Source organism: Dysosmobacter welbionis, assembly GCF_005121165.3.
In the GTDB taxonomy this organism is placed as follows: Bacteria; Bacillota; Clostridia; order Oscillospirales; family Oscillospiraceae; genus Oscillibacter; species Oscillibacter welbionis.
In genome coordinates, this window is the sequence record NZ_CP034413.3 from 1879664 (window position 1) to 1900099 (window position 20436).

The following is a 20436-nucleotide window of genomic DNA, read 5'->3' on the forward strand; positions in this document are numbered from 1 at the left end:
AAGTCACTTCGCTGTGGGCATGAAGGGCCGCAGAACCCCTGCCACCTGAGAGATCGGCATGGTCTGGAGATAGACATGGCCCGGTCCGGTGATAATGGTGTTGAAGATCCCCTCACCGCCGAACACCATGTTCTTGAGCCCCGGGACCGCCTGGATATCCATGGAGCAGGTGGCATCCATGGCCGCCAGATATCCGGTATCCACCACCAGGGACTCACCGGGATCCAGGTCGTATTCCACGATATGCCCGTCGAACTCGGTGAAGGCAATCCCCCGGCCGGAGAGCTTCTGCATGATGAAGCCCTCGCCGCCGAAGAAGCCGGAGCCCAGCTTCTTCTGGAAAAAGACGGACAGCTGGACGCCCGCCTCGCTGGCCAGGAAGCCGCTCTTCTGCACCACCAGCTCCCGGCCCGGACCGATGTCAAAGGCCCGGATGCTGCCCGGGAAACTGGAGGCAAAGGCGATCAGTCCTTGGCCGCCCTGGGCGGTGTAGCGGTTCTGGAAAATGGAGTCGCCGGAGAGCATCCGCCCAAACGCCTTCCCCAGACCGCCGTTGGTGCTGGTCTCCATCTTCATGTTGGGGGTCATCCAGCTCATGCTCCCCCGCTCGGTGAGCATGGTCTCGCCGGCCTCCAGCTGGCAGATCACCACCGGCAGCGGTGCTCCCTCGATCTGATATTCCATGGTGTGCTCCTTTCTCTTCTCGGCCCGGGGCCGGTTTTCTCCATTCTACCGGGGCCGCTGCATCGTGTCAATCCAAACCGGGCGGCTTTCCTGGTCCCTACAGAAATTTTACAGCCCCGGCATCTAAACGGATGCCGGGGCTGTGCTGCGCTCAGTACTCCACTACGCCGGTGTAGACCAGCTTGGCATCGCCGGTGAGGGTGACGGCTTCGTCGGTGTAATGCACCACCAGGTCGCCGCCCTGGACCCGGACCGTGATGTCCCGTCCCTTTTCACAGAGGCCGTTGGCCACCGCCGCCACCACCGCGGCACAGGCGCCGGTGCCGCAGGCCAGCGTCTCACCGCTGCCCCGCTCCCAGACCCGCATCTTGATGGTGCTGGGATTTACCACCCGGATAAACTCCGTGTTGATCCGGTCCGGAAAATAAGGCGCATGTTCAAACTGCGGCCCGATCCGGGCCACATCCACGCCGTCCACCCGGGAACAGAACACCACGCAGTGGGGATTGCCCATGTCCACGCAGGTGATCTCCCAGGGCTGCCCGGCAATCTCCACCGGATAGTTCACCACCTGCCGCTTCGGGATATTCAGCCGGAGGGCCGTGGTGTCCAGGGTCGCGTAGCCCATGTCCACGCAGGCAGAGGTCACCCTGCCGTCGGTGGTGTAGACCCGGACGGTCTTGGTGCCCTTGTCCGTCTCCAGGGTCATTTCCTCCTTGCGGACGATACCGTTGTCATAGAGGTACTTCGCCATACACCGCAGGGCGTTGCCGGCCATGGAGCCCTCAGACCCGTCGGCGTTGAACATCCGCATCTTGGCATCCGCCTTCCGGGATCCCTCCATGAGGATGATGCCGTCGGCGCCGATGCCGTAGTGCCGGTCGCAGAGGGTGACGCACAGGGACTCCGGGCAGGTGATCTCCCCGCTGAAATTCTCCAGGAAGATGTAGTCGTTGCCGCAGGTCTGCATTTTGGCGAAGGGCAGCTTCTGCCGCTCCGTCCGCAGATGGCAGATATCGACGAGCTCCGTGTTCTCCTGGTTGTAGCGGCTGGCCAGGATGTCCGTCAGGGCACCGGCCGTATCCAGCGAGGTCAGGCAGGGAATGCCCAGCTGGACGCACCGGTGGTTCAGGTGGATGAAGTCCCGGATATACTCCGGCTCCGTAGAGCCGGTGAGGATCACGTAGTCGATCCTGCCGGACTCCAGCAGCTGGAAGACCCGGTTGTCCCGGCCCAGCTTGCCCACCACCTCCACGTCCGTGCCCAGGCGGGAGATCTCCCGTGCGGTGCCGTCGGTGGCGTAGAGGCGGAAGCCCATTTCATCCAGCTTCCGGGCGATGTTGACAATCTCCGGCTGATCCCGGCGGTTCACGGAGATCAATACCCCCGCGTGTCCGCTCTTCTCCACCTTGTACCCGGCGGAGACCAGGCCCTTGAACAGCGCCTCCTGCATATTGGCGCCCAGGCCCAGCACCTCGCCGGTAGATTTCATCTCCGGGGACAGGGCGGCGTTGGCGTCGGTAATCTTCTCGAAGGAGAACACCGGCACCTTCACCGCCACGTAGGGCGGACGTTTGTACAGGCCTGTGCCATAGCCCAGGGCCTTCAGGGGCTGGCCCACCATGACCCGGGTGGCCAGGTCCACCATGGGTACGCCGGTGACCTTGGAGATATAGGGCACCGTCCGGCTGGCCCGGGGGTTCACCTCAATGACGTACAGCTCTCCCTGATAGATCAGGTACTGGATGTTGATAAGCCCCCGGGTCTTGAGGGACAGGGCCAGCTTTTCGGAGCAGTCCACGATGGTCTGGAGCATCTTGTCCCCGATGGAAAAGGGCGGGTACACGGCGATGGAGTCGCCGGAGTGGACGCCGGTACGTTCGATGTGCTGCATGACGCCGGGGATCAGTACATCGGTGCCGTCAGAGATGACGTCCACCTCCAGCTCCTTGCCCATCAGGTACTGGTCCACCAGCACCGGGTTCTCAATCTTGCCGGAGAGGATGATCTCCATGTAGCGGCGGACTTCCTCATCGTTGTGGGCGATGACCATGTTTTGGCCGCCGATGACGTAGCTGGGCCGCAGCAGAACAGGATACCCCAATTCATTCGCTGCCTCCAGCGCCTCATTCATACCCAGCACGCCCCGGCCGGCGGCCCGCTTGATGGAAAACCGCTCCAGCAGCGCGTCGAACCGCTCCCGATCCTCCGCCATGTCGATGGACTCGGCGCTGGTGCCCAGAATGGGGATGCCGCGGCTGTCCAGGAATTTCGTCAGCTTGATGGCCGTCTGGCCGCCGAAGGCCACCACCACGCCCACCGGCTTCTCCACGGCGATGATGTGCATGACGTCCTCCGGGTACAGCGGCTCAAAATACAGGCGGTCGGCAGTGTCGTAGTCCGTGGAGACAGTCTCCGGGTTGTTATTGACAATCACCACGTCGTAGCCCAGCTCCTTCAGCGTCCAGACACAGTGGACAGAGGAGTAATCAAACTCGATGCCCTGGCCGATGCGGATGGGGCCGGAGCCCAGCACCATGATGACCGGCTTGCCGCTGCGGGGGAAGGCCCGGGACTCGCAGAACCGGTCATAGGTGGAGTAGAAATAGGGCGTCTCCGCGTCAAACTCCGCGCCGCAGGTGTCCACCATCTTGTACACCGCATCCCGGTGCTCCGGCAGTTCTCCGCCGCCGGAAAGCCTGCGGAGAGCCTCATCGGGATAGCCCAGCCGCTTGCCCTCCCGGTACTGCGCCTCCGACAGGCCGTCTGCAATGGAAGCCTCGAACGCCGCCAGCTTCCGCAGCTTGCAGAGGAACCAGGGGTCGATTCTGGTGATGTCGTGGATCTCCTCTACGGTGACGCCGGATTTCAGCGCCTCGAACACCGTGAAGAGCCTGTGATCGTCCACTCGGCGGAGCCGCTCCCGGATGGGGGCGTCGTCCCCGTGGTCCGGTTTCCGGTTCAGGGTGTCCATGCCGATCTCCGCGCCCCGGACAGCCTTGAGCAAGGCCATCTCGAAGCTGGGGGCGATGGCCATCACCTCGCCTGTGGCCTTCATCTGCGTGCCCAGGGCCCGGCTGGCATCGGCGAACTTGTCGAAGGGCCACTTGGGCATCTTCACCACGATATAGTCCAGGGTGGGCTCGAAGCAGGCACAGGTCTTGCCCGTGATGTCGTTTTTAATCTCGTCCAGGGTGTAGCCCAGAGCGATCTTGGTGGTGATCTTGGCGATGGGGTAGCCGGTGGCCTTGGAGGCCAGGGCCGAGGACCGGCTGACCCGGGGATTCACTTCGATGACCGCGTACTCAAAGCTCTCCGGGTTCAATGCCAGCTGCACGTTGCAGCCACCCACGATCCCCAGGTGGGTGATGATGTCCAGAGACGCCTTGCGGAGCATCTGGAACTCCTTGTCCGCCAGGGTCTGGGTGGGGGCCACCACGATGGAGTCGCCGGTATGGACACCCACCGGGTCCAGGTTCTCCATGGAGCAGACGGCGATCACGTTGCCCACGCTGTCCCGCATGGTCTCGAACTCGATCTCCTTCCAGCCGAAGATGGCCTTCTCCACCAAAATCTGCGTGATGGGCGAGGCGTCCAGGCCGGTGCCCGCGATGATCTTCAGCTCGTCGGGATCCTTGGCCGCGCCGCCGCCCGCGCCGCCCAGGGTAAAGGCGGGCCGCACGATGACGGGGTAGCCGATCTTCTCCGCCACCGCCAGGGCCTGGTCCACGGTCTCCGCGATGTCGGAGGCAATCACCGGCTGGCCGATCTCCGCCATGGCCTCCTTGAAGAGCTCCCGGTCCTCCGCCCGGGAGATGGCCGCTGCGTCGGTCCCCAGAAGGCGGACGCCCTGGGCCTGGAGAAAGCCCTCCTTGTCCAGCTGCATGGCCAGGGTCAGGCCGGTCTGGCCGCCCAGGCCCGCCAGGATGGAATCGGGGCGTTCCTTCTTGATGATGCGCTTGACGGTCTCCACGGTCAGGGGCTCCAGGTAGATCTCATCCGCCATGGCCTGATCCGTCATAATGGTGGCGGGGTTGGAGTTGCAGAGGACCACGTTGATGCCGGCATCCTTCAGCACCCGGCAGGCCTGGGCGCCGGCGTAGTCGAACTCCGCCGCCTGGCCGATGACGATGGGGCCGGAGCCGATGACCAGCACTTTCTGAATGCTCTTATCCAGCGGCATTACCGGTCACCCCCTTTCATCAGAGCTACAAATTGGTCGAACAGGAACGATGTGTCCTTGGGCCCGGTGCAGGCCTCTGGATGGAACTGGACCGTGAATGCCCGCAGGTCCGGATAGTCGATGCCCTCGCAGGTGCCGTCGTTGGCGTTGATGAAGCGGACCTTCCCCACCGGCAGGCTGGTACCGTCCACGGCGTAGCCATGATTCTGGCTGGTGATGTAGGTGCGGACGCCGTCCAGGTCCCGGACGGGCTGATTGACCCCCCGGTGGCCGTATTTCAGCTTGTAGGTGCCGCCCCCCACCGCCAGGGCCGTCAGCTGGTGGCCCAGGCAGATACCGAACAGGGGCACCTTGCCCAGGAGCTTTTTGATCTGCTCAATCTGATAGACGTTCTCTGCCGGATCCCCGGGGCCGTTGGAGAGCATGACGCCGTCAGGCTTGGCCGCCAGCACCTCCTCTGCACTGGTCTGCGCAGGCAGGACAGTGACGGTGCAGCCGCGCTTTTGCAGCTCCCGGACGATGTTGCGCTTGGCGCCGTAGTCCAGCAGGCTGACCCGGAACCGCTCCTCTCCCTCCGCCGGGTGGGCGGATGCTGCTCTACAGGTCACCGCCTCCACCACGCCGGTGACGGCATAGGTCTTCACCGCCGTCAGATCCGCCGGAACCTCATCACAGATCGCGGCGTTCATGACGCCGTGCTCCCGGATGATCCGGGTCAGCTCCCGGGTGTCCACACCCCAGAGCCCCGGCACGCCCCGGTCCCGCAAAAAAGCGTCCAGGTCTCCCTGGCAGCGGAAATTGGACGGCTCCTCGCACCACTCCCGCACCACGTAGCCCCGGACGCAACACGCGCCTTCAAAATCCTCCGGAATGATCCCATAATTGCCGATCAGAGGATAGGTCTGCATCACGATCTGTCCAGCATAGCTGGGATCCGTCAGTGTCTCCAGATAGCCGCACATGCCGGTGGTGAACACCAGCTCGCCCACGGCGTCCGCCGGCCCCCCGAACCGGAAGCCCTCAAACACCTGGCCATCCTGTAATACCAGATATCCCTTCTTCATGTCGTCCTCCCTCTCCGGCGCATCGACCGGAAAATCCCTATTAGATGTTATTATGCGTTTTTTTTCTGAAGCAGTCAATCCCCCCGTGCAGTGCGGCACGGTAGACTTTTCCAGGGATGAAGGTATTACTTTTTGTGCATTTTCGCAAAGGTCGATCTATTTCCCGCCGCACTGCCTCTCTTGCAAAGCAGTAACCAATGGGCTATGATGCAGGAAAAGCGGCTCATCTGCACAGGCGGAAGAACTGCTCCGGCAAAGGAGTGCGCCTATGATCTGTTTGCATGCATTCCGGATGCCCGCCCGGGAGGACGAAGAGGCATTCTTCTCCGATCCCCGGAACCAGCGGATCTGCTATACCGCCAAAGAGCCCTTTCATGTATTCCGCTGCTGCCATCTGCCGCAGCACCCACCTCCCCATTCCCCAAGAGGGCCGGATCATCACCAGCGACGATGTCTTCGGCCACCTGCCGGACATCCGCTGCATCAACGGCGGCATCGACGCCGCCCCGGCCCCGCCTCTGGACGGCGCTGGACAATGTGCGGGTCTGCCGGGCGTTCTTTCGGAAGCGGGAGGCAGACTTCCGCTCCACCCGAAAACGCGCCGCAGTCGGGCCGCAAGGTATTTTGGACTGCCGGACAAAGAAATTTCTTCTGGCGCCGTTGTCATGCGGTGGCCCGCCATTTATAATAAAGGCAGCAAAATCAGGGAGGAGGCGCATCCTGTGGCAAAGCATCTGGACAAGTTTACCCAGCCCTTCCGGGACAGCCCCATCCCCTTCGCCCTGGCGGAGATACTGACCAACGGCAGCGGGGAGATGGTGGATCTGGTGTGCCGCTTTTTGAATCCTGCCGCGGCGGCGCTTCTGGGGCTCTCCCCGGAGGAGGTGCAGGGCCGCCGCCTGTCCCAGCTCGGGTCAGAGCGGGCGCTGGAGCAGCTGGCGCCCATGCAGGCCGTAGCTTTTTCCGGCTCCTCCGCCTCCTTCCCCTATGTGACCGCCGGGGGCCAAACCCTCACCGTTACCTGCTATCAGGTGATGTACGGCACGGTGGCCTGCCTGCTGGATCCCCGGTCGGGGGCCGGAGCCCAGAGCGGCGCGTTGCCGGAGCTCCTGCCCGGCGCGGATCTGGAGCTGAACCGGGAGGGACTGCGGTGCCTTGCCTGCAGCCGGCAGCTGTGCCAGCTGACCCAGTGGTCCCGGCGGGCGCTGCTGGACCGGGGCGGCAGGGCCTTTTCCGCTCTGGTGGCTCCGGCGGACTGGCCGGCGCTGCTCCAGAAACTGCTGGACGCGGCGCGGGAGAAACGGGGCGTGGATCACGACTTCCGCCTGCTGCGGCGGGACGGTGGGGCAGTCTGGGTGAATCTCCGGGCGGAAATCCTGTCGACCCGCCAGGGGGCCACGGTCTTCCGCGGCGTCTTTCTGGATATCGACCGCCTCCGGCGGGAGGGGCAGGACCTGCAGGCGGCCCTTTCCCGGCGGGAGACGGCTCTGCGGGATGCGGAGACGCTGCTGGACCGGATGCCGGTAGGTCTCTGCCTGCTGCGCCGCCGACCTGACGGTGGCGTGGAGCTGCTGCGGGCCAATCAGGTTCTCTCCCGGCTGCTGGGCCTCTCGCCCGCAGCTCTGGCCCGCCGTCTGGCGGAAGACCCGGGCAGCGGCCTGCCGACGGGCGAGCGGGAGGAACTGCTGGCCGCAGCTGTTCGGTCCCGGGAGTGCGGCCTGCCCCTGCGCCGGGCCTGTCGGGTCTGCCTGGGCGGCGGGCGGGAACTCTGCCTCTCTCTCCACATGTCCTGGGTGGAACAGCCGGACGGCTCCTGGCTGGCATACATCGCCTGTGCCGATATCTCCCAAGAGGCCGCGGCCCAGGCCGAGCATCAGATCCGCTCCCGGATGTACGACCTGCTGTTAGAGCACACCTCCCTCCTGACACTGGACTATGACCCCGCCCGGGACCTGGCCCAGATCCAGCGGCACAGCACCAGCGGCCGCAGGACCTCCCGCACCGTCTCCGGCTATCTGAAGAGCCTGCTCACCGCGTCCTACCTCCACCCGGAGGACCGGCGGCGGCTGGCAGGCGCGGTCCGTCGGGCCATCACGCATCCCGGGACGGTCTCCTGCACCTATCGGGCGGATTATGAGGACACCGGCTGGCGACGCTATCAGGTGTCGTGGATGAGCCTATTCGATGAAGCCGGAAATGTGTACCGTCTGCTGGGCAAAGCGGAAGATGTGACTGGCCGCCGGGCGGCTGCGGAACACTTCCGGCAGTTGGCCGCCCGGCACCGCCGGCAGGCCAGGGCCTGTCTGGCCTCCGCCCGGCTGGATCTGACCGCCGGACAGACATTGGACGCCAAGGCCGCGTCCCGGCACCTGCTGCGCACGCTGTTCGACCGTACCGCAGGCGCCTGCCTCCAGCAGATGGCCTCTGCCCTGCCGGAGGCAGAGGAGCGGGCGCGGTTCCAGGCTCTCTTCTCTCCGGATGCTCTGTCGGATGCCTTTGCAGAAGGCGTGTTCCAATTCTCCATGGACCACTGGATCTCTACCGGAAAGGGCGGCCCGTCCTGGGTCCGGATAGAAGCAGAGATGGCGGAAAACCCGGACACGCTGCATCTGGAAGTCTTTTTCCAGCTGTGGGACCGGAGCTTCCGCAGGCTGCAAAGCACTCTGTTGGATACCCTGACCAGGCAGGATTACGAGCTGGTCCTGACAGCGGACGCCCGCTCCGGTGCCTGCCGTGCCTATGGACCGTCCGCAGGCCGTCTGCCGGAGAACGCCACCTGCCGGTCCCTGGCCGCCTGGTATTTCCAGCAGCTGCCGCCCTCCCACCAGCGGACCGCCCTGCGGAAAGCCCTCTCCCTGGAGGCTGTCTTGTCCCAGCTGGAGGCAGTTCCCTCTGTGGAGCTGGTCCTCCCGGCCCCGGAAGGAGCGCCTTACCATCTGCGGTGTTCCCCGCTGGAGGGGATGCCCGGCGTGCTGCTGGTGACTTGCCGCCGCCTTCCGGCCGGCACGCCGTCCCCCGCCCCATAAACGCAGAAGACCCGCCGCAGGCTATCGCCCGCGGCGGGTCTTCCATGCACGACGCAGCTTGAGCACTGCCAGAAATACCTCCGTCGGGATCTGCACACTTCCCAGGGAGTACATCTTCTCTTTGCCATACCCCACAGGACCTCCGGTTCTACGGGGACCCCTCATCCAATCAGAGCGGGCAGGCTGAGCCTGCCCGCTCCAAGGGTTTCCTTCCGAAACCGCTTGACGCCGCTCCCGCGGCGCCGGGCCGCTGGCCCGGGAAGGAGGGCTTACTCGTCCAGCTTGAGCACTGCGAGAAATGCCTCCGTCGGGATCTGCACGCTTCCCAGGGAGCGCATCTTTTTCTTGCCCTCCTTCTGCTTTTCCAGCAGCTTCTTCTTGCGGCTGATGTCGCCGCCGTAGCACTTGGCCAGCACATCCTTCCGCATGGCCTTGACGGTCTCCCGGGCGATGACCCGGCCGCCAATGGCCGCCTGGACCGGCACCTCGAACAGCTGCCGGGGGATGTTCTCCTTCAGCTTCTCGCACAGCCGGCGGGCCCGGGGATACGCCTTGTCTCTGTGGGCGATGAAGCTCAGGGCATCCACCGTATCGCCGTTGAGTTTCATGTCCACCTTCACCAGCTCGCTGGACCGGTAGCCGGAGAGCTCATAATCCAGAGAGGCGTAGCCCTTGGTGTTGGCCTTCAGCGCATCGAAGAAGTCGTAGATGATCTCGTTCAGCGGCATCTGGTAGTGGAGCTCCACCAGATTGGTGTCCAGGTACTGCATGTCCTTGAACTCCCCCCGCCGGTCCTGGCACATGGGCATGATGTTGCCCACGAACTCGTTGGGAGCGATGATGTTCACCTTGACATAGGGCTCCTCCGCGTGCTCGATCACCGCCGGGTCCGGGTAGTTGTGGGGATTGTCCACCGTGACCATGGTACCGTCGGTCTTGTACACGTGGTAGATGACGGAGGGCAGGGTGGTCACCAGATCCAGGTCGAACTCCCGCTCCAGCCGCTCCTGGATCACCTCCATGTGGAGCATGCCCAAAAAGCCGCACCGGAAGCCGAAGCCCAGGGCTACGGAGCTCTCCGGCTCAAAGCTCAACGAGGCGTCGTTCAGCTGGAGCTTTTCCAGCGCGTCCCGCAAGTCCGGATACTTGGAGCCGTCCTCCGTGTAGATACCGCAGTAGACCATGGGCTGCACGGGCCGGTAGCCGGGCAGGGCCTCGGCCGTGGGGCTGGCGGCATCTGTGACGGTGTCGCCCACACGGGTGTCCTTCACGTTCTTGATGGAGGCGGTGAAGTAGCCCACCTCGCCGGCCCGGAGGCTGTCGCAGGACTCCATGCCCAGGGGCAGCAGATGGCCGCATTCGATGACCTGATAAGTGGCTCCCGAGGCCATCATCTTCACCTGCTGGCCCGTGCGGAGGGTCCCCTCCATGATGCGGAAGTAGACGATGACGCCCCGATACGAGTCATACTGACTGTCGAAGATCAGCGCCTTCAGAGGCGCATTCGGGTCCCCCTTGGGGGCGGCACGTTCTTTACGATATCCTCCAGCACCGCCTCGATGTTGGTGCCCATCTTAGCGGAGATTTCCGGCGCGTCCATGGCCGGCAGGCCGATGATGTCCTCCACCTCCTGCTTGGCCTTGGCGGGGTCCGCCGCCGGCAGGTCGATCTTGTTGAACACAGGCAGAATCTCCAGGTCGTGCTCCATGGCCAGATATGTGTTGGCCAGAGTCTGGGCCTCCACGCCCTGGGTGGAGTCCACCACCAGCACGGCGCCCTCGCAGGCGGCCAGAGAGCGGGACACCTCGTAGTTGAAGTCCACGTGGCCCGGGGTGTCGATCAGATTCAGTTCATAGTCCTCCCCGTCCTGGGCATGGTAGGTCAGCCGCACGGCCCGGGCCTTGATGGTGATGCCCCGCTCCCGCTCCAGGTCCATGTTGTCTAGCAGCTGGCTCTCCATCTCCCGGGCGGAGACGGCGTTGCACTTCTCCAGCAGCCGGTCCGCCAGCGTGGACTTGCCGTGGTCGATATGGGCAATGATGCTGAAATTTCGGATGTTGCTCTGTTTTGTCATATTCGGATATTCCTCCATCGGCCGGTCCACGCAAGGCCCGCATCAAGGGCCCGGCGCGCATCGCCGTTCTTTCAATCGGAATGGGGGCCCCATAAAATCCGAGATTCTATGGGGTGGTGAGGCGCAAGGGAGCGGATGCGGCCTTCGCCGCCGGACGGCTCTGCTCCGCCTGGGAGTCTCCTGTCACAGGGTTCCTCCCCGGGCCGCCGCTTTATGGGGCCGCGGCATGTTCTGCGTTCCACTGAATCCAGAATCGCTCGTCCCAGAACTGGTCATAGTCATAGTGTACCACAAATTCCCGCCAGTTGGCGAGGGTCTCCTCCAGATTTTCCTCTGTCAGGCGGCCCTCCTCCCTTTGAAGCATGGCGAGAATCTCCCGGCAGACGCCGCCGGAGTGGTGGATATAGTCGCAGTAGTTGTCCAGATTCGTGACGATCTCCGGGTCCATGAGATAGCCGTAGAACTTCACATTGTCATACTGCAGCAGCGTCTGCCCTGCCTGGCGGATGGCCGCAAACACCGCCTCCGTCCTCCCCTCCCGAATGACCTTGTCCCAGAAGAGGATGCTGTACGGGGGCAGGAAGAAATCGAATTCCGTGTCCGGATGCTCTGTGACCCACCGTTCCGCCACCGCCAGATTGGCGGCCACATCGTCCCGATAGGCATCTGCGGGCAGCTCCTCCGCCGCAATCTCCGGCCGGTCATAGTTCTCCAGGGCGGAGATATGGTTCCACCACTCATTCCGGTCCCAGGTGAATCCCTCGTCGATGGTGTCGCCCTCTCCCCAGTGGTTGGAGAGCAGGGTGTAGGCGCTGTAATACAGCGTATCCTTGTTCAGCAGATATTGGATGTCATCCAGCGGATTGGCGTTGTAGAGATAGTCCGGCATGGCCGCAGTCACACCGCTCTCATCCCGGATCAGGGTGTTCACATCCAGGCCGAAGATCACCCGCTCCGGCTCCTGGGTCCGAAAGAGGACGTTCATCACCTGGTCGAACTCGCTGTAATACCCGTCCGGGATGGTGAGCCGCACCGCGGAGGTGCCGAAGGTCTCCTGAATCCAGCTGGAGCGGTAGTTGGCCGCCATGGAGGTGCCCACCAGCACGGTGTCCGCCTCCACATTCTTCGCCAGGCCCGCCATCTGGTACCGCTCATTGAACAGCACCGGCTGCCACTTGTCCGGCACCCGATAATACAGGCAGGGATCCACCACGTACACAACGGCTCCGCAGACCGCCAGCAGCACCAGAATACACGCCAGAAGGCCGCAGACCCAGCGTCGATATGCTTGCTTCATACGGCCCTCCTCAGAAGTTGGAATAGATGAAGGTGGTGACGCCGGTAAAGGACAGCACACACCAAAGCGTCAGCACTGTGAGGGCCGCGCCCCGCCAGAGCGTAGGCCGGAAGTCCTCCATCCGACGGATGGTGTTCCGGGGCCAGAGGACGGCAACCATCCCCGCCCCATACAGCAGCACCACCCGCAGGATGTTTTTCCAGGGCGTGAAGGCGGGAATCAGCATCTGCACCGCGCTGGTCTCCTCGGCGAAAAGGCCCTCCAGCAGCCAGGCCGCCGGTTTTGCAAAGCCGCCGGTGACGGCCCGGCCCAGCAGCTCCAGGGCCCCGGTACAGTCCGGTGCCCGGAAGAACACCCAGGCGATGTTGACAAAGAGAAAGGTCAGCCCCCACCGGAGGACAAAGGGCAGCCGGTCCCGGCCCCTGCCCCAAACCCGTTCCACCACCTGGGCCAGGCCGTGGAGGGCGCCCCACACCAGGAAGGTCCACCCGGCCCCGTGCCAGAAGCCGCTGACCAGGAAGACGATGAGAATATTGCAATACGTCCGGATCGCGCCCCGGCGGCTGCCGCCCAGGGGGAAATACAGGCACTCCCGCAGGAAGGTGGTGAGCGTGATGTGCCACCGCTTCCAGAATTCCGTCACAGAGGCGCTGCGATACGGGGAGTCAAAGTTCATCGGCAGGCGGAGCCCGAAGAGCCGGGCCACACCGGCTGCGATGTCGCAGTAGCCGGAGAAGTCAAAGTACAGCTGGAGCGTATACCCCAAAATCACCAGCCAGGCCGCCGGAGCGCTGAGCTCTTCCAGATGTACCCAGCCGTTGTTCACCACAGTGCCGAAGGCGTCCGCCAGCAGCACCTTTTTGATGGTGCCACAACAGATGGCGTAGATACCCGCCGCGGCGTCGGACCAGTCCGGATGGAGGAATCCCTTTTCCCGCAGCTGGGGGAAAAAGATTCCGGGCCGCAGGATGGGGCCGGAGGTAACGGTGGGGAAAAACAGCCCGTAGAGCAGAAGGGAATCCCCCGGCGCGGGGACATATTCCCCGGTATAGACCTCCTTCAGCAACCACAGCTGCTGGAAGGTGAAAAAGCTCAGCCCCAGCGGAGCCCAGCCCACCTCCACCGCGCCGCCGGTGAGGAACTCCGTATACTTGAATCCCACCAGTATGGCGATGTGATAGACGCAGGCAAGAACCATTGTCCGGCGGCGGCCGCCGGACCGGGCCATCCGGCGGATAGCCCATGCTGTCACGCAGATGCCTGCCAGCAGGCAGGCAATGCCCCCAGCACCACCGTCCATCCTCCGGGGCCCAGAAGGCAGAATACCGCGGAGGCCGCCGCCAGCATCGCCGCACCCGCTCGGGGCTGCGCCGCCCCGCTGTCAGGCACACCGCCAGCGCTGCGGCCAGAAAGCCGAAAAAGGCCAGAGACTGAAAGCTCATCTGGTCTTCTCCGTCAGGCCGCTGAGACGGGCATCCGCGGTGCTCAGCACCTGGGTCAGGCTCTGACACCGTCCGGGGTATGCGGCGGTCAGGGCCTCGTTGGACAGGTCCGGGAACGCCGCCTTTTTGGCCGCCAGGGACCGCAGGCTCCGGGTGTACTGGATCTCCGAGAGCTTCATGTCCGCCTCCGCTGTGCCCATGGTGCAGGCGGCCGGGTCCAGAGAGAAGTACGCCTCGTTGGCGCCGGCGGTGCGGTACAGATGGCGGTACAGCTGGTACACCGCGCTGCCCAGATATCCGGCAGCGGCGTTGATGGACGCCTTGTCGTTCAGCTTGCCCAGCAGGCCGAACAGCACCCCCACAGCGCCGGAGAGCAGCTTGCTCTGGAGCGTGGCCAGCACGCTGCCCTGGAGGATGTTGCCCGGTTCCGCAGCGTTCAGGATCTCCTGCTCCGTCAGCATGTTCCCCTCCCGGGACAGGGTCCTGCCCAGGATGAAGTCCGCGGAGACGTGGTAGTAATCACAGGCCTTCACCACAAAGGCCAGGCCCGGTTCCCGAATGCCGTTTTCATAGTGGCTCAACAGGGCCTGGGAGATTCCCAGATCCCCTGCGGCAGTTCGCTGGGAGACGCCCCGCTCCTGCCGCAGCAGGGACAGGGTCCGTGAAAATTCAGTTGTGGAAGCCATCGTTCTCTCTCCTTCAGAGTTAAATACATAACGTATAGCTTAACAAATACGATACGGATTGTAAAGAAAAATCCCACGGATTCAGACATTTTTCGGGGGAAGGCGCTGCGGCGCCTTCCCCCGCTGTTTCCTTGCCGTCCAGCTCAGAACAGGCCCACCTGCCCCAGCAGCACGTCTCCCCCGATGCTGCGCACCTGGCGGGCATTCTCCTCCCACAAGCGGTCCGTCACCGCCATTTTGCGGATGATGTCCTGCACCGTGGCCTCCAGCGCAGACCCGGCCCGGTAGTCCGCCTGGAAGATATAATCCACCCGGCCCTTTGCCAGCAGGTCCTCCACACCGGCGCGGTTGCTGGCCTGGTACACGGCGATGGCCTGGCCGCCGTAGGCCCGCATCATCTTCATGCAGGGCACGTCGGAAAGGCCGTCCCCCATGTAGATCATACTGGTGAAGGGCACCCGCTTGCTGTCGTCAGGCATGGAGGCGTTTAGATCCCGGTCGTTGGACACGTCCAGCACGCCCTTGTTGATCCGGTAGACGAACTGGGTCTTGGCGGTGAAGTTCACCGCCAGCTTGGGCCACACGGGCACACCGCTCTCATCGTAGTAAAACTCGCTGGCATAGATCTCCTTGAATTCCCCGCTGATGGACGAGCCTTCAATGATCTCCCGCAGGCCGGAAGAGATGATGTAGTGCTCCACCTGGACACCCTGGCCGGCGCCGAAGTCGTTGATCCGCCGGAACCAGTCCTCCACACCGGGGAACAGCACGATGCTCCGCCCCTTCTCCACCAGGTCCGTCCGGGTGAAAGGTCGGTTCCGCCGCGCCGCCTCCCGCAGCATGGTGTACATATAGGCCAGGATACCGTCCATCCGGTTCCTGCGGCCGAAGCCGTTGGCCTCCGCCCAGAACTCTGCGGGGGTCATCCCCAGGGAGGGGATGAAGGCGTAGTCCTGCATATCGGTGGTGCAGAGGGTCTTGTCAAAGTCGTACAGAAAGGCCACGATGGGCTGTTGCTTCATGGCTGACTCCTCCAATCAAAAGACGTTGAGCGCCGGGACCGGGAAAGAAAAAAGCGGCTCCTGCGAGCCGCTTTGATCGTTCAGTCATCGCCGCCGGAGTAATTGCGGCCGAACTTCAGATCGTTGAGATTGATGCGGCGGGTAGGCTCATCCACAGGATCAGCCGCAAAGGGGTCCCCCTCCGGATAGTCATCCTCCGCCGCCGGAGACGCCTCTTCCGCTTCCGCCGGGGCCGCTTCCTCCTCCACGCTCTGCTCGCTGAAAGCGGCCAGCACCTTTTCCTCGATCTGCTGGACGGCCTCCTCCGGCTCCTGCTGGGAAATCGGCTCCGCCGCCTCCACCGGCAGCTCGGGCAGCTGCTCCAGGAATTTCAGCTCCTTCTCACAGATCTCCCTGCTGGCGGCAATGAACTGGGCCAGATCCCGCTGGCCCTGGTGCAGCCGCTCCTCGGCGGCCTCCACCTCCTGGCGCAGCTGGCCGATCTTCTCCCGGGCGCTGGTCTCCGCTTGGGCCAGGATCTCGTCCCGCTTGGCCTCTGCCTCGTGGACGATGGAGTCCGCCATCTTCTGGGCGGTCAGCAGGGTGGCGCGCATGGAGTCCTCGGTGGCACGGTAGTCCTCCACCTTTTCCACCAGGACCTTCAGCTTGGCCTTCAGCGCCGCGTTCTCCTTGTAGAGCGCGGTGTAATCATCGGTGAGCTCGTCCAGAAACTCATCGACCATGGCCATGTTATATCCGCCCATCACTGCCTTGGAAAAGGCGTGGGTGGAAACTTCCTGTGGTGTCAGCATAGTGCGATGTTACCCCCTCGTGTCCGCTCAGAAATAGAGGCCGTTGTTCTCCAGCTCGTCGATCAGATCGCCCTCGATATCCACATGATAGGGCGTGATGATGTATGTATTGGCAGCCACCTTCTTGATCTTGCCCTCGCCGGCATAGGCCACGCCGGACAGAAAGTCGATCAGCCGCCGGGCGATATCCTTGTTGGTGGACTCCAGGTTCAGCACCACGGTCCGCTTGTCCTTCAGGTGGTCCGCGATCTCGGAGGCGTTCTCGAACCGCTCCGGCTTCACCAGCACCACTTTCAGCTGGGTGGTGGCGTGGATATTCACCACCTTGTTGCGGCGGTCCTCCACCTTGAGCTTCCGGTCCTCAAAGGCGTTTTGCCGCACCGGCTCCTCAAAGTCATCATACTCCTCGTCCTCATCCTCGTAGGGGTGGGTCCACTTTTTCAGTTCGTCCAATAAGCTCATAATAGCCTCCCATCGGAGCCGCGCTCCGGTCTTTTTCAGTTGTAATGGCGGGCGCCGAAGATGGCGCTGCCCACCCGCACCATGGTGGCGCCGGCACGGATCGCATCCTCATAGTCGCCGCTCATGCCCATGGACAGATATTCTAATTCATTATGAAACAATTTTTGGTTCATGTCAACATAAAGTGCCTGAACTTCCTGAAAATACCGGAAATTGGCATCCCTCTGCGCGTCTGCCGGGGGAATCGTCATCAGTCCCCGCACCCGGACATGGGTCCGCTCCAGGGCGGCCTCCGCTGCGGGGAGGACTTTCTCCGGTGCAAAGCCGCTCTTGGCAGCCTCCCGGCCGATGTTCACCTCCAGCAGGATGTCCTGCACCAGCCCCCGGGCCGCGGCCACTTTCTCGATCTCGTCCAGCAGCTCCAGAGAGCCCACGGACTGGATCAGGGCCACATGGCCCACCACCTGCTTGACTTTGTTGCGCTGCAGGTGGCCGATGAAGTGCAGGGGGGCGCCGTCGTAGGCGTGCTGCTCCAGCTTCTGTACCATCTCCTGCACCCGGTTCTCCCCCAGGGCGTCGATGCCGGCTGCCACGGCCTCCCGGCAGGCGGCGGCATCGTTCATCTTGCTGGCGCCCACCAGCAGGATCTCCTTCGGGTCCCGGCCGGCCTCCCGGGCCGCCGCGGCCATGTTCGCCCGGATCCGGGCAATGTTCTCCGCAATTGTCATCAGCGTTCCAATACTCCTTTCCAGCGGCCGCCCTGCGGCCATCTCTCTGTCAGCTGCCAATCACCTTTCCATCATACAGGTCATAGGCGGTGATGATCACCTCGTCCCCCGCCCGGAGGCGAATCTGCTCCTGGGTCTTGCTGACCTCCTCTGCCGTGTCCAGCGTGGAGCGCACCAGGGCGAAGTCATCTCCGCTGTACAGCACGTCCACCGGCTTGAAGCGGGCCTTCATGCCCACCATGCAGTAGACGCCGGTCTCGCTCACCACGGACTCGTTCCCGTCCTCGTCCGTAACCGTTCGCTCCCGCACCCGCAGGGCCTCCTTGGGCACTCGGATGCCCGTGGTGGTCTGCCGAATAACCTCGGCGCTCTGCTGGCGCAGCAGCGTCAGCTCTGATAAATAGGTGTCCCCCTGGAACACCGCCACCACCCGGCCGCCTTCCGCCTCGCTGATATGGGTCAGCTTCACGCTCAAGTCCCGGCCCACGCCCTTGGCAAAGCGCAGCTTCAGTCTCCCGCTCTCCTGCAGGGTCTGGGCCTCGCTCTCCTCCAGGGCCGTCACATAGTACCAGGTGTCCCCCAGCACCAGTTTGCCCACCCGGTTGGAGCGCAGGGACTCGTCCGGCTCCAGGGCCGCCAGGGTCCTGGGCGTCAGCGTCTCCAGGCTCTCCGGCGTTAGAATGTTCTCATATCCGTCCACCACGGCGGAATAGAGCCCCGCCTGCGGCGCGGTGATCTGCCGGACAGAGCTTCCCGCCTGGGCCCGCAGGCTGCTCAACTGGCTCTGGAGCTCCGCCATCTGGGCGGACAGGTCCTCCGTATCGGAATACGTGTAGTCCCGCTTCATCACCAGGCTCCGCAGCTCGGCTCCGCAGTCCTCCGCCGTGTCCAGCCGGTCCGCCGCCAGAGCGCCCCGGTAGTCGCGGATCGTCTGGAGGATCTGGGCGTCCAGTCGCAGAGAGACCTCCGCCCCCAGCGCCGCCTCCTCCGCGTACTGCAACTGTTCGATCTGGGTATGGAGGGATTGGATCTCCTTCTGGCGGTCCAGCGTCGCCTGGTCCGCGTAGACCAGCGCCACCACGCCGCCGTCGCTGATCCGCTCGCCCTCCGCCCGCTGCAGCTGCAGCAGGCCGCTGGTGTCGTCCGTCAGGATCGCCTCGTCCCGCACCACATAGCCGGACAGCACCGTGGACATCTCCACCTGATACTGGTAGGCGATGGTGGTGGTCAGCGGGTCGCCGAAATAGCGCACCGCCTGAATCGAGAAATAGGCCAGCACGCCCAGCGTGACCGCTGCCAGCAAAAGTTTTGTGCCAAGGGTTTTCTCTTTCATGGTTACCTCTTTGTCTCTGTCCGCGAAGCCTTCCCGGCCCCATGCAGGACCCTCTGCGGAGGCGCAGACCTCCACAACCTCCAGCTCCACCGCCGGACGCACCGGCGCGATGGCGGAGGTCGTGTGCTTGAAATGATTTTCTGCCCGCCAGTTCTCATTTCCCCAGGCACGGCGGGCTTTGCCCGCCGTGCTCAAGGTTTTGGTCCGCAAAACGTGATCCCGGCCTAAGTGCCGCCCTTTAGGCGGCGGGCCTCAAAACGGGTCCGCAGGCCGCTCATGCGCCCGCGACGGCCGGTTCCTCACCCTCCAGATCCACCGGCCGCACCGGCGCGATGGTGGAGATCGCGTGTTTGTAAATGATCTGCTGCCGGCCGTCGCTGTCCAGCACCACCACAAAGGCGTCAAACCCCGCGATGGTGCCCCGCATCTGGAAGCCGTTCATCAGAAACATGGTGACGGGCAGCTTGTCCCGTCTGGCCCGGAGGAGAAACAGGTCCTGTAAATTCGCTTTTGTCTGCATATATGTCCGCTCCTTTTTTCTGTATGAGTCGGACGATTTCCCTGTCTCCCGTCCGCTCACCGCTAGAATACGCCAGCGGCGGCCAGGATTTCCGTCGAAACCTGGAGGGCCCGGGCAAAATCCCGGTCTTTTTCCCACCAGATCCAGTGAATGTCCGGATTTCGCCGCAGCCAAGTCAGCTGGCGCTTGGCGTATTGCCGGGAGCGGAGCTTCACCTCCGCCACGGCCTCCTCCACCGTGGCGGTGCCGTCCAGAACCCCCAGGAACTCCTTGTATCCGATGGCCTGGAGAGCCGTGGCCTCCCGGGGCAGGCCGCTTTCCAGCAGCTGCCCCACCTCCTCCAGCAGGCCCGCCGCCACCATGGCGTCCACCCGGCGGTCGATCAGGGTCTTCATGTCCGCCCGGTCCCGGAACTGGAGGCCGATCCACACGGCGTCGTACCGGGGCGGCAGGTCCCTTGTCTCCGCGTTGTGGGCGGAGATGGTCTTTCCCGTCTCCCGGTAGACCTCCAGCGCCCGGAGGATGCGCTTCTCATCCGCCGGATGGAGGCGTTCCGCCGCCTCCGGGTCCACCTGCCGCAGCTCCTCCAGAAGCGGGCCGATGCCCTCCCGGGCCAGCTGGGCCTGGAGCTCCCTGCGGACAGCGCCGCCGGCGTGGCCGCCGGCGAAGGTCCGGCCCTGCACCACCGCATCCAGCCACAGCCCGGTGCCGCCCACCAGGATGGGCCGCTTTCCCCGCCGCAGAATGTCGTCCACGATGGGGACGGCCGCCCGGGCGTACCGGGCGGCGGACCACTGTTCCGCCGGGTCTGCCACGGCAATCATGTGATGGGGCACGCCCTCCATCTCCTCGGCGGTGGGGGCGGCGGTGCCGATGGTCATGCCCTTGTAAATCTGCATGGAGTCGGCGGAAACCACTTCCCCGTCATACCGCTTTGCCAGCAGGACACCCAGCTTCGTTTTGCCGCAGGCCGTCGGCCCCACCACACAGATGATCTTCTCAGCCATCGCCGTCTCTCCTCTCGCCTGTCAAGGCTGTTCCGCTTCTGATGCATCGATATACTCACTGTATACGATCCGCTCCCGGATGTAAAGGGGGCCCTCCGCAAGCGGACAGCAGAAGCA

At 63.9% G+C, this 20436-nt stretch carries 14 protein-coding genes and 1 pseudogene; 1 reads left to right on the forward strand and 14 read right to left on the reverse strand.

What is annotated here, in order from left to right:
* Window positions 1–3 precede the first annotated feature (3 nt).
* The 3 genes from EIO64_RS10130 to EIO64_RS10140 form a co-directional block, all read right to left on the reverse strand.
* The gene (locus EIO64_RS10130) at window positions 4–684 is read right to left on the reverse strand and encodes a TIGR00266 family protein (RefSeq protein WP_025544920.1); all 681 of its coding nucleotides are present in this window, start codon (window positions 682–684) and stop codon (window positions 4–6) included.
* A 151-nt stretch (window positions 685–835) separates the two neighbouring features.
* A complete protein-coding gene (gene carB, locus EIO64_RS10135; protein WP_119311833.1) occupies window positions 836–4867 on the reverse strand; it encodes a carbamoyl-phosphate synthase large subunit in 4032 nt (1343 codons plus the stop codon).
* On the reverse strand, window positions 4867–5931 hold the full coding sequence (locus EIO64_RS10140) for a carbamoyl phosphate synthase small subunit (RefSeq protein WP_021751202.1): 1065 nt from the start codon (window positions 5929–5931) through the stop codon (window positions 4867–4869). Before EIO64_RS10140 ends, carB begins: the two co-directional genes overlap by 1 nt.
* Window positions 5932–6305: 374 nt before the next feature.
* On the opposite strand from EIO64_RS10140, the gene EIO64_RS10145 reads away from it, so the two are divergent.
* Entirely contained in the window at window positions 6306–8957 is a 2652-nt protein-coding gene (locus tag EIO64_RS10145) for a PAS domain-containing protein (RefSeq protein WP_158629764.1), read from the forward strand.
* Window positions 8958–9226: 269 nt separating this feature from the next.
* Here EIO64_RS10145 and lepA read toward each other — a convergent pair.
* The 11 genes and pseudogenes from lepA to miaA form a co-directional block, all read right to left on the reverse strand.
* Window positions 9227–11031: pseudogene (gene lepA, locus EIO64_RS10150) on the reverse strand (translation elongation factor 4).
* Between the two features lie 211 nt (window positions 11032–11242).
* On the reverse strand, window positions 11243–12328 hold the full coding sequence (locus EIO64_RS10155) for a hypothetical protein (protein ID WP_136891294.1): 1086 nt from the start codon (window positions 12326–12328) through the stop codon (window positions 11243–11245).
* 10 nt (window positions 12329–12338) lie between these two features.
* The gene (locus EIO64_RS10160; protein ID WP_136891295.1) at window positions 12339–13628 is read right to left on the reverse strand and encodes an MBOAT family O-acyltransferase; all 1290 of its coding nucleotides are present in this window, start codon (window positions 13626–13628) and stop codon (window positions 12339–12341) included.
* Window positions 13629–13766: 138 nt separating this feature from the next.
* Window positions 13767–14456 (reverse strand): helix-turn-helix domain-containing protein, encoded by a 690-nt coding sequence (locus EIO64_RS10165; protein ID WP_021751195.1) that lies wholly within the window; start codon window positions 14454–14456, stop codon window positions 13767–13769.
* A gap of 143 nt (window positions 14457–14599) precedes the next feature.
* On the reverse strand, window positions 14600–15478 hold the full coding sequence (locus tag EIO64_RS10170; protein ID WP_021751194.1) for an HAD family hydrolase: 879 nt from the start codon (window positions 15476–15478) through the stop codon (window positions 14600–14602).
* An 80-nt stretch (window positions 15479–15558) separates the two neighbouring features.
* On the reverse strand, window positions 15559–16269 hold the full coding sequence (locus tag EIO64_RS10175; protein WP_025545188.1) for a DivIVA domain-containing protein: 711 nt from the start codon (window positions 16267–16269) through the stop codon (window positions 15559–15561).
* Window positions 16270–16296: 27 nt separating this feature from the next.
* Complete coding sequence (locus EIO64_RS10180) at window positions 16297–16731, reverse strand: cell division protein SepF (protein WP_021751192.1); 435 nt, start codon at window positions 16729–16731, stop codon at window positions 16297–16299.
* Window positions 16732–16766: 35 nt separating this feature from the next.
* A complete protein-coding gene (locus tag EIO64_RS10185; protein WP_036631279.1) occupies window positions 16767–17459 on the reverse strand; it encodes a YggS family pyridoxal phosphate-dependent enzyme in 693 nt (230 codons plus the stop codon).
* 49 nt (window positions 17460–17508) lie between these two features.
* Complete coding sequence (locus EIO64_RS10190; RefSeq protein WP_119311838.1) at window positions 17509–19002, reverse strand: biotin/lipoyl attachment domain-containing protein; 1494 nt, start codon at window positions 19000–19002, stop codon at window positions 17509–17511.
* A 64-nt stretch (window positions 19003–19066) separates the two neighbouring features.
* Entirely contained in the window at window positions 19067–19312 is a 246-nt protein-coding gene (hfq, locus tag EIO64_RS10195) for an RNA chaperone Hfq (RefSeq protein ID WP_021751189.1), read from the reverse strand.
* A gap of 62 nt (window positions 19313–19374) precedes the next feature.
* The gene (gene miaA / locus EIO64_RS10200; RefSeq protein ID WP_021752061.1) at window positions 19375–20319 is read right to left on the reverse strand and encodes a tRNA (adenosine(37)-N6)-dimethylallyltransferase MiaA; all 945 of its coding nucleotides are present in this window, start codon (window positions 20317–20319) and stop codon (window positions 19375–19377) included.
* Window positions 20320–20436: the final 117 nt, after the last annotated feature.

What these genes read in the sequence shown, in the direction of transcription:
- EIO64_RS10130 (WP_025544920.1), bottom strand. Translation starts at nt 684, where the DNA reads ATGGAATATCAGATCGAGGGAGCACCGCTGCCGGTGGTGATCTGCCAG.
- carB (WP_119311833.1), bottom strand. Translation starts at nt 4,867, where the DNA reads ATGCCGCTGGATAAGAGCATTCAGAAAGTGCTGGTCATCGGCTCCGGC.
- EIO64_RS10140 (WP_021751202.1), bottom strand. Translation starts at nt 5,931, where the DNA reads ATGAAGAAGGGATATCTGGTATTACAGGATGGCCAGGTGTTTGAGGGC.
- EIO64_RS10145 (WP_158629764.1), top strand. Translation starts at nt 6,306, where the DNA reads ATGTATTCCGCTGCTGCCATCTGCCGCAGCACCCACCTCCCCATTCCC.
- EIO64_RS10155 (WP_136891294.1), bottom strand. Translation starts at nt 12,328, where the DNA reads ATGAAGCAAGCATATCGACGCTGGGTCTGCGGCCTTCTGGCGTGTATT.
- EIO64_RS10160 (WP_136891295.1), bottom strand. Translation starts at nt 13,628, where the DNA reads ATGGACGGTGGTGCTGGGGGCATTGCCTGCCTGCTGGCAGGCATCTGC.
- EIO64_RS10165 (WP_021751195.1), bottom strand. Translation starts at nt 14,456, where the DNA reads ATGGCTTCCACAACTGAATTTTCACGGACCCTGTCCCTGCTGCGGCAG.
- EIO64_RS10170 (WP_021751194.1), bottom strand. Translation starts at nt 15,478, where the DNA reads ATGAAGCAACAGCCCATCGTGGCCTTTCTGTACGACTTTGACAAGACC.
- EIO64_RS10175 (WP_025545188.1), bottom strand. Translation starts at nt 16,269, where the DNA reads ATGCTGACACCACAGGAAGTTTCCACCCACGCCTTTTCCAAGGCAGTG.
- EIO64_RS10180 (WP_021751192.1), bottom strand. Translation starts at nt 16,731, where the DNA reads ATGAGCTTATTGGACGAACTGAAAAAGTGGACCCACCCCTACGAGGAT.
- EIO64_RS10185 (WP_036631279.1), bottom strand. Translation starts at nt 17,459, where the DNA reads ATGACAATTGCGGAGAACATTGCCCGGATCCGGGCGAACATGGCCGCG.
- hfq (WP_021751189.1), bottom strand. Translation starts at nt 19,312, where the DNA reads ATGCAGACAAAAGCGAATTTACAGGACCTGTTTCTCCTCCGGGCCAGA.
- miaA (WP_021752061.1), bottom strand. Translation starts at nt 20,319, where the DNA reads ATGGCTGAGAAGATCATCTGTGTGGTGGGGCCGACGGCCTGCGGCAAA.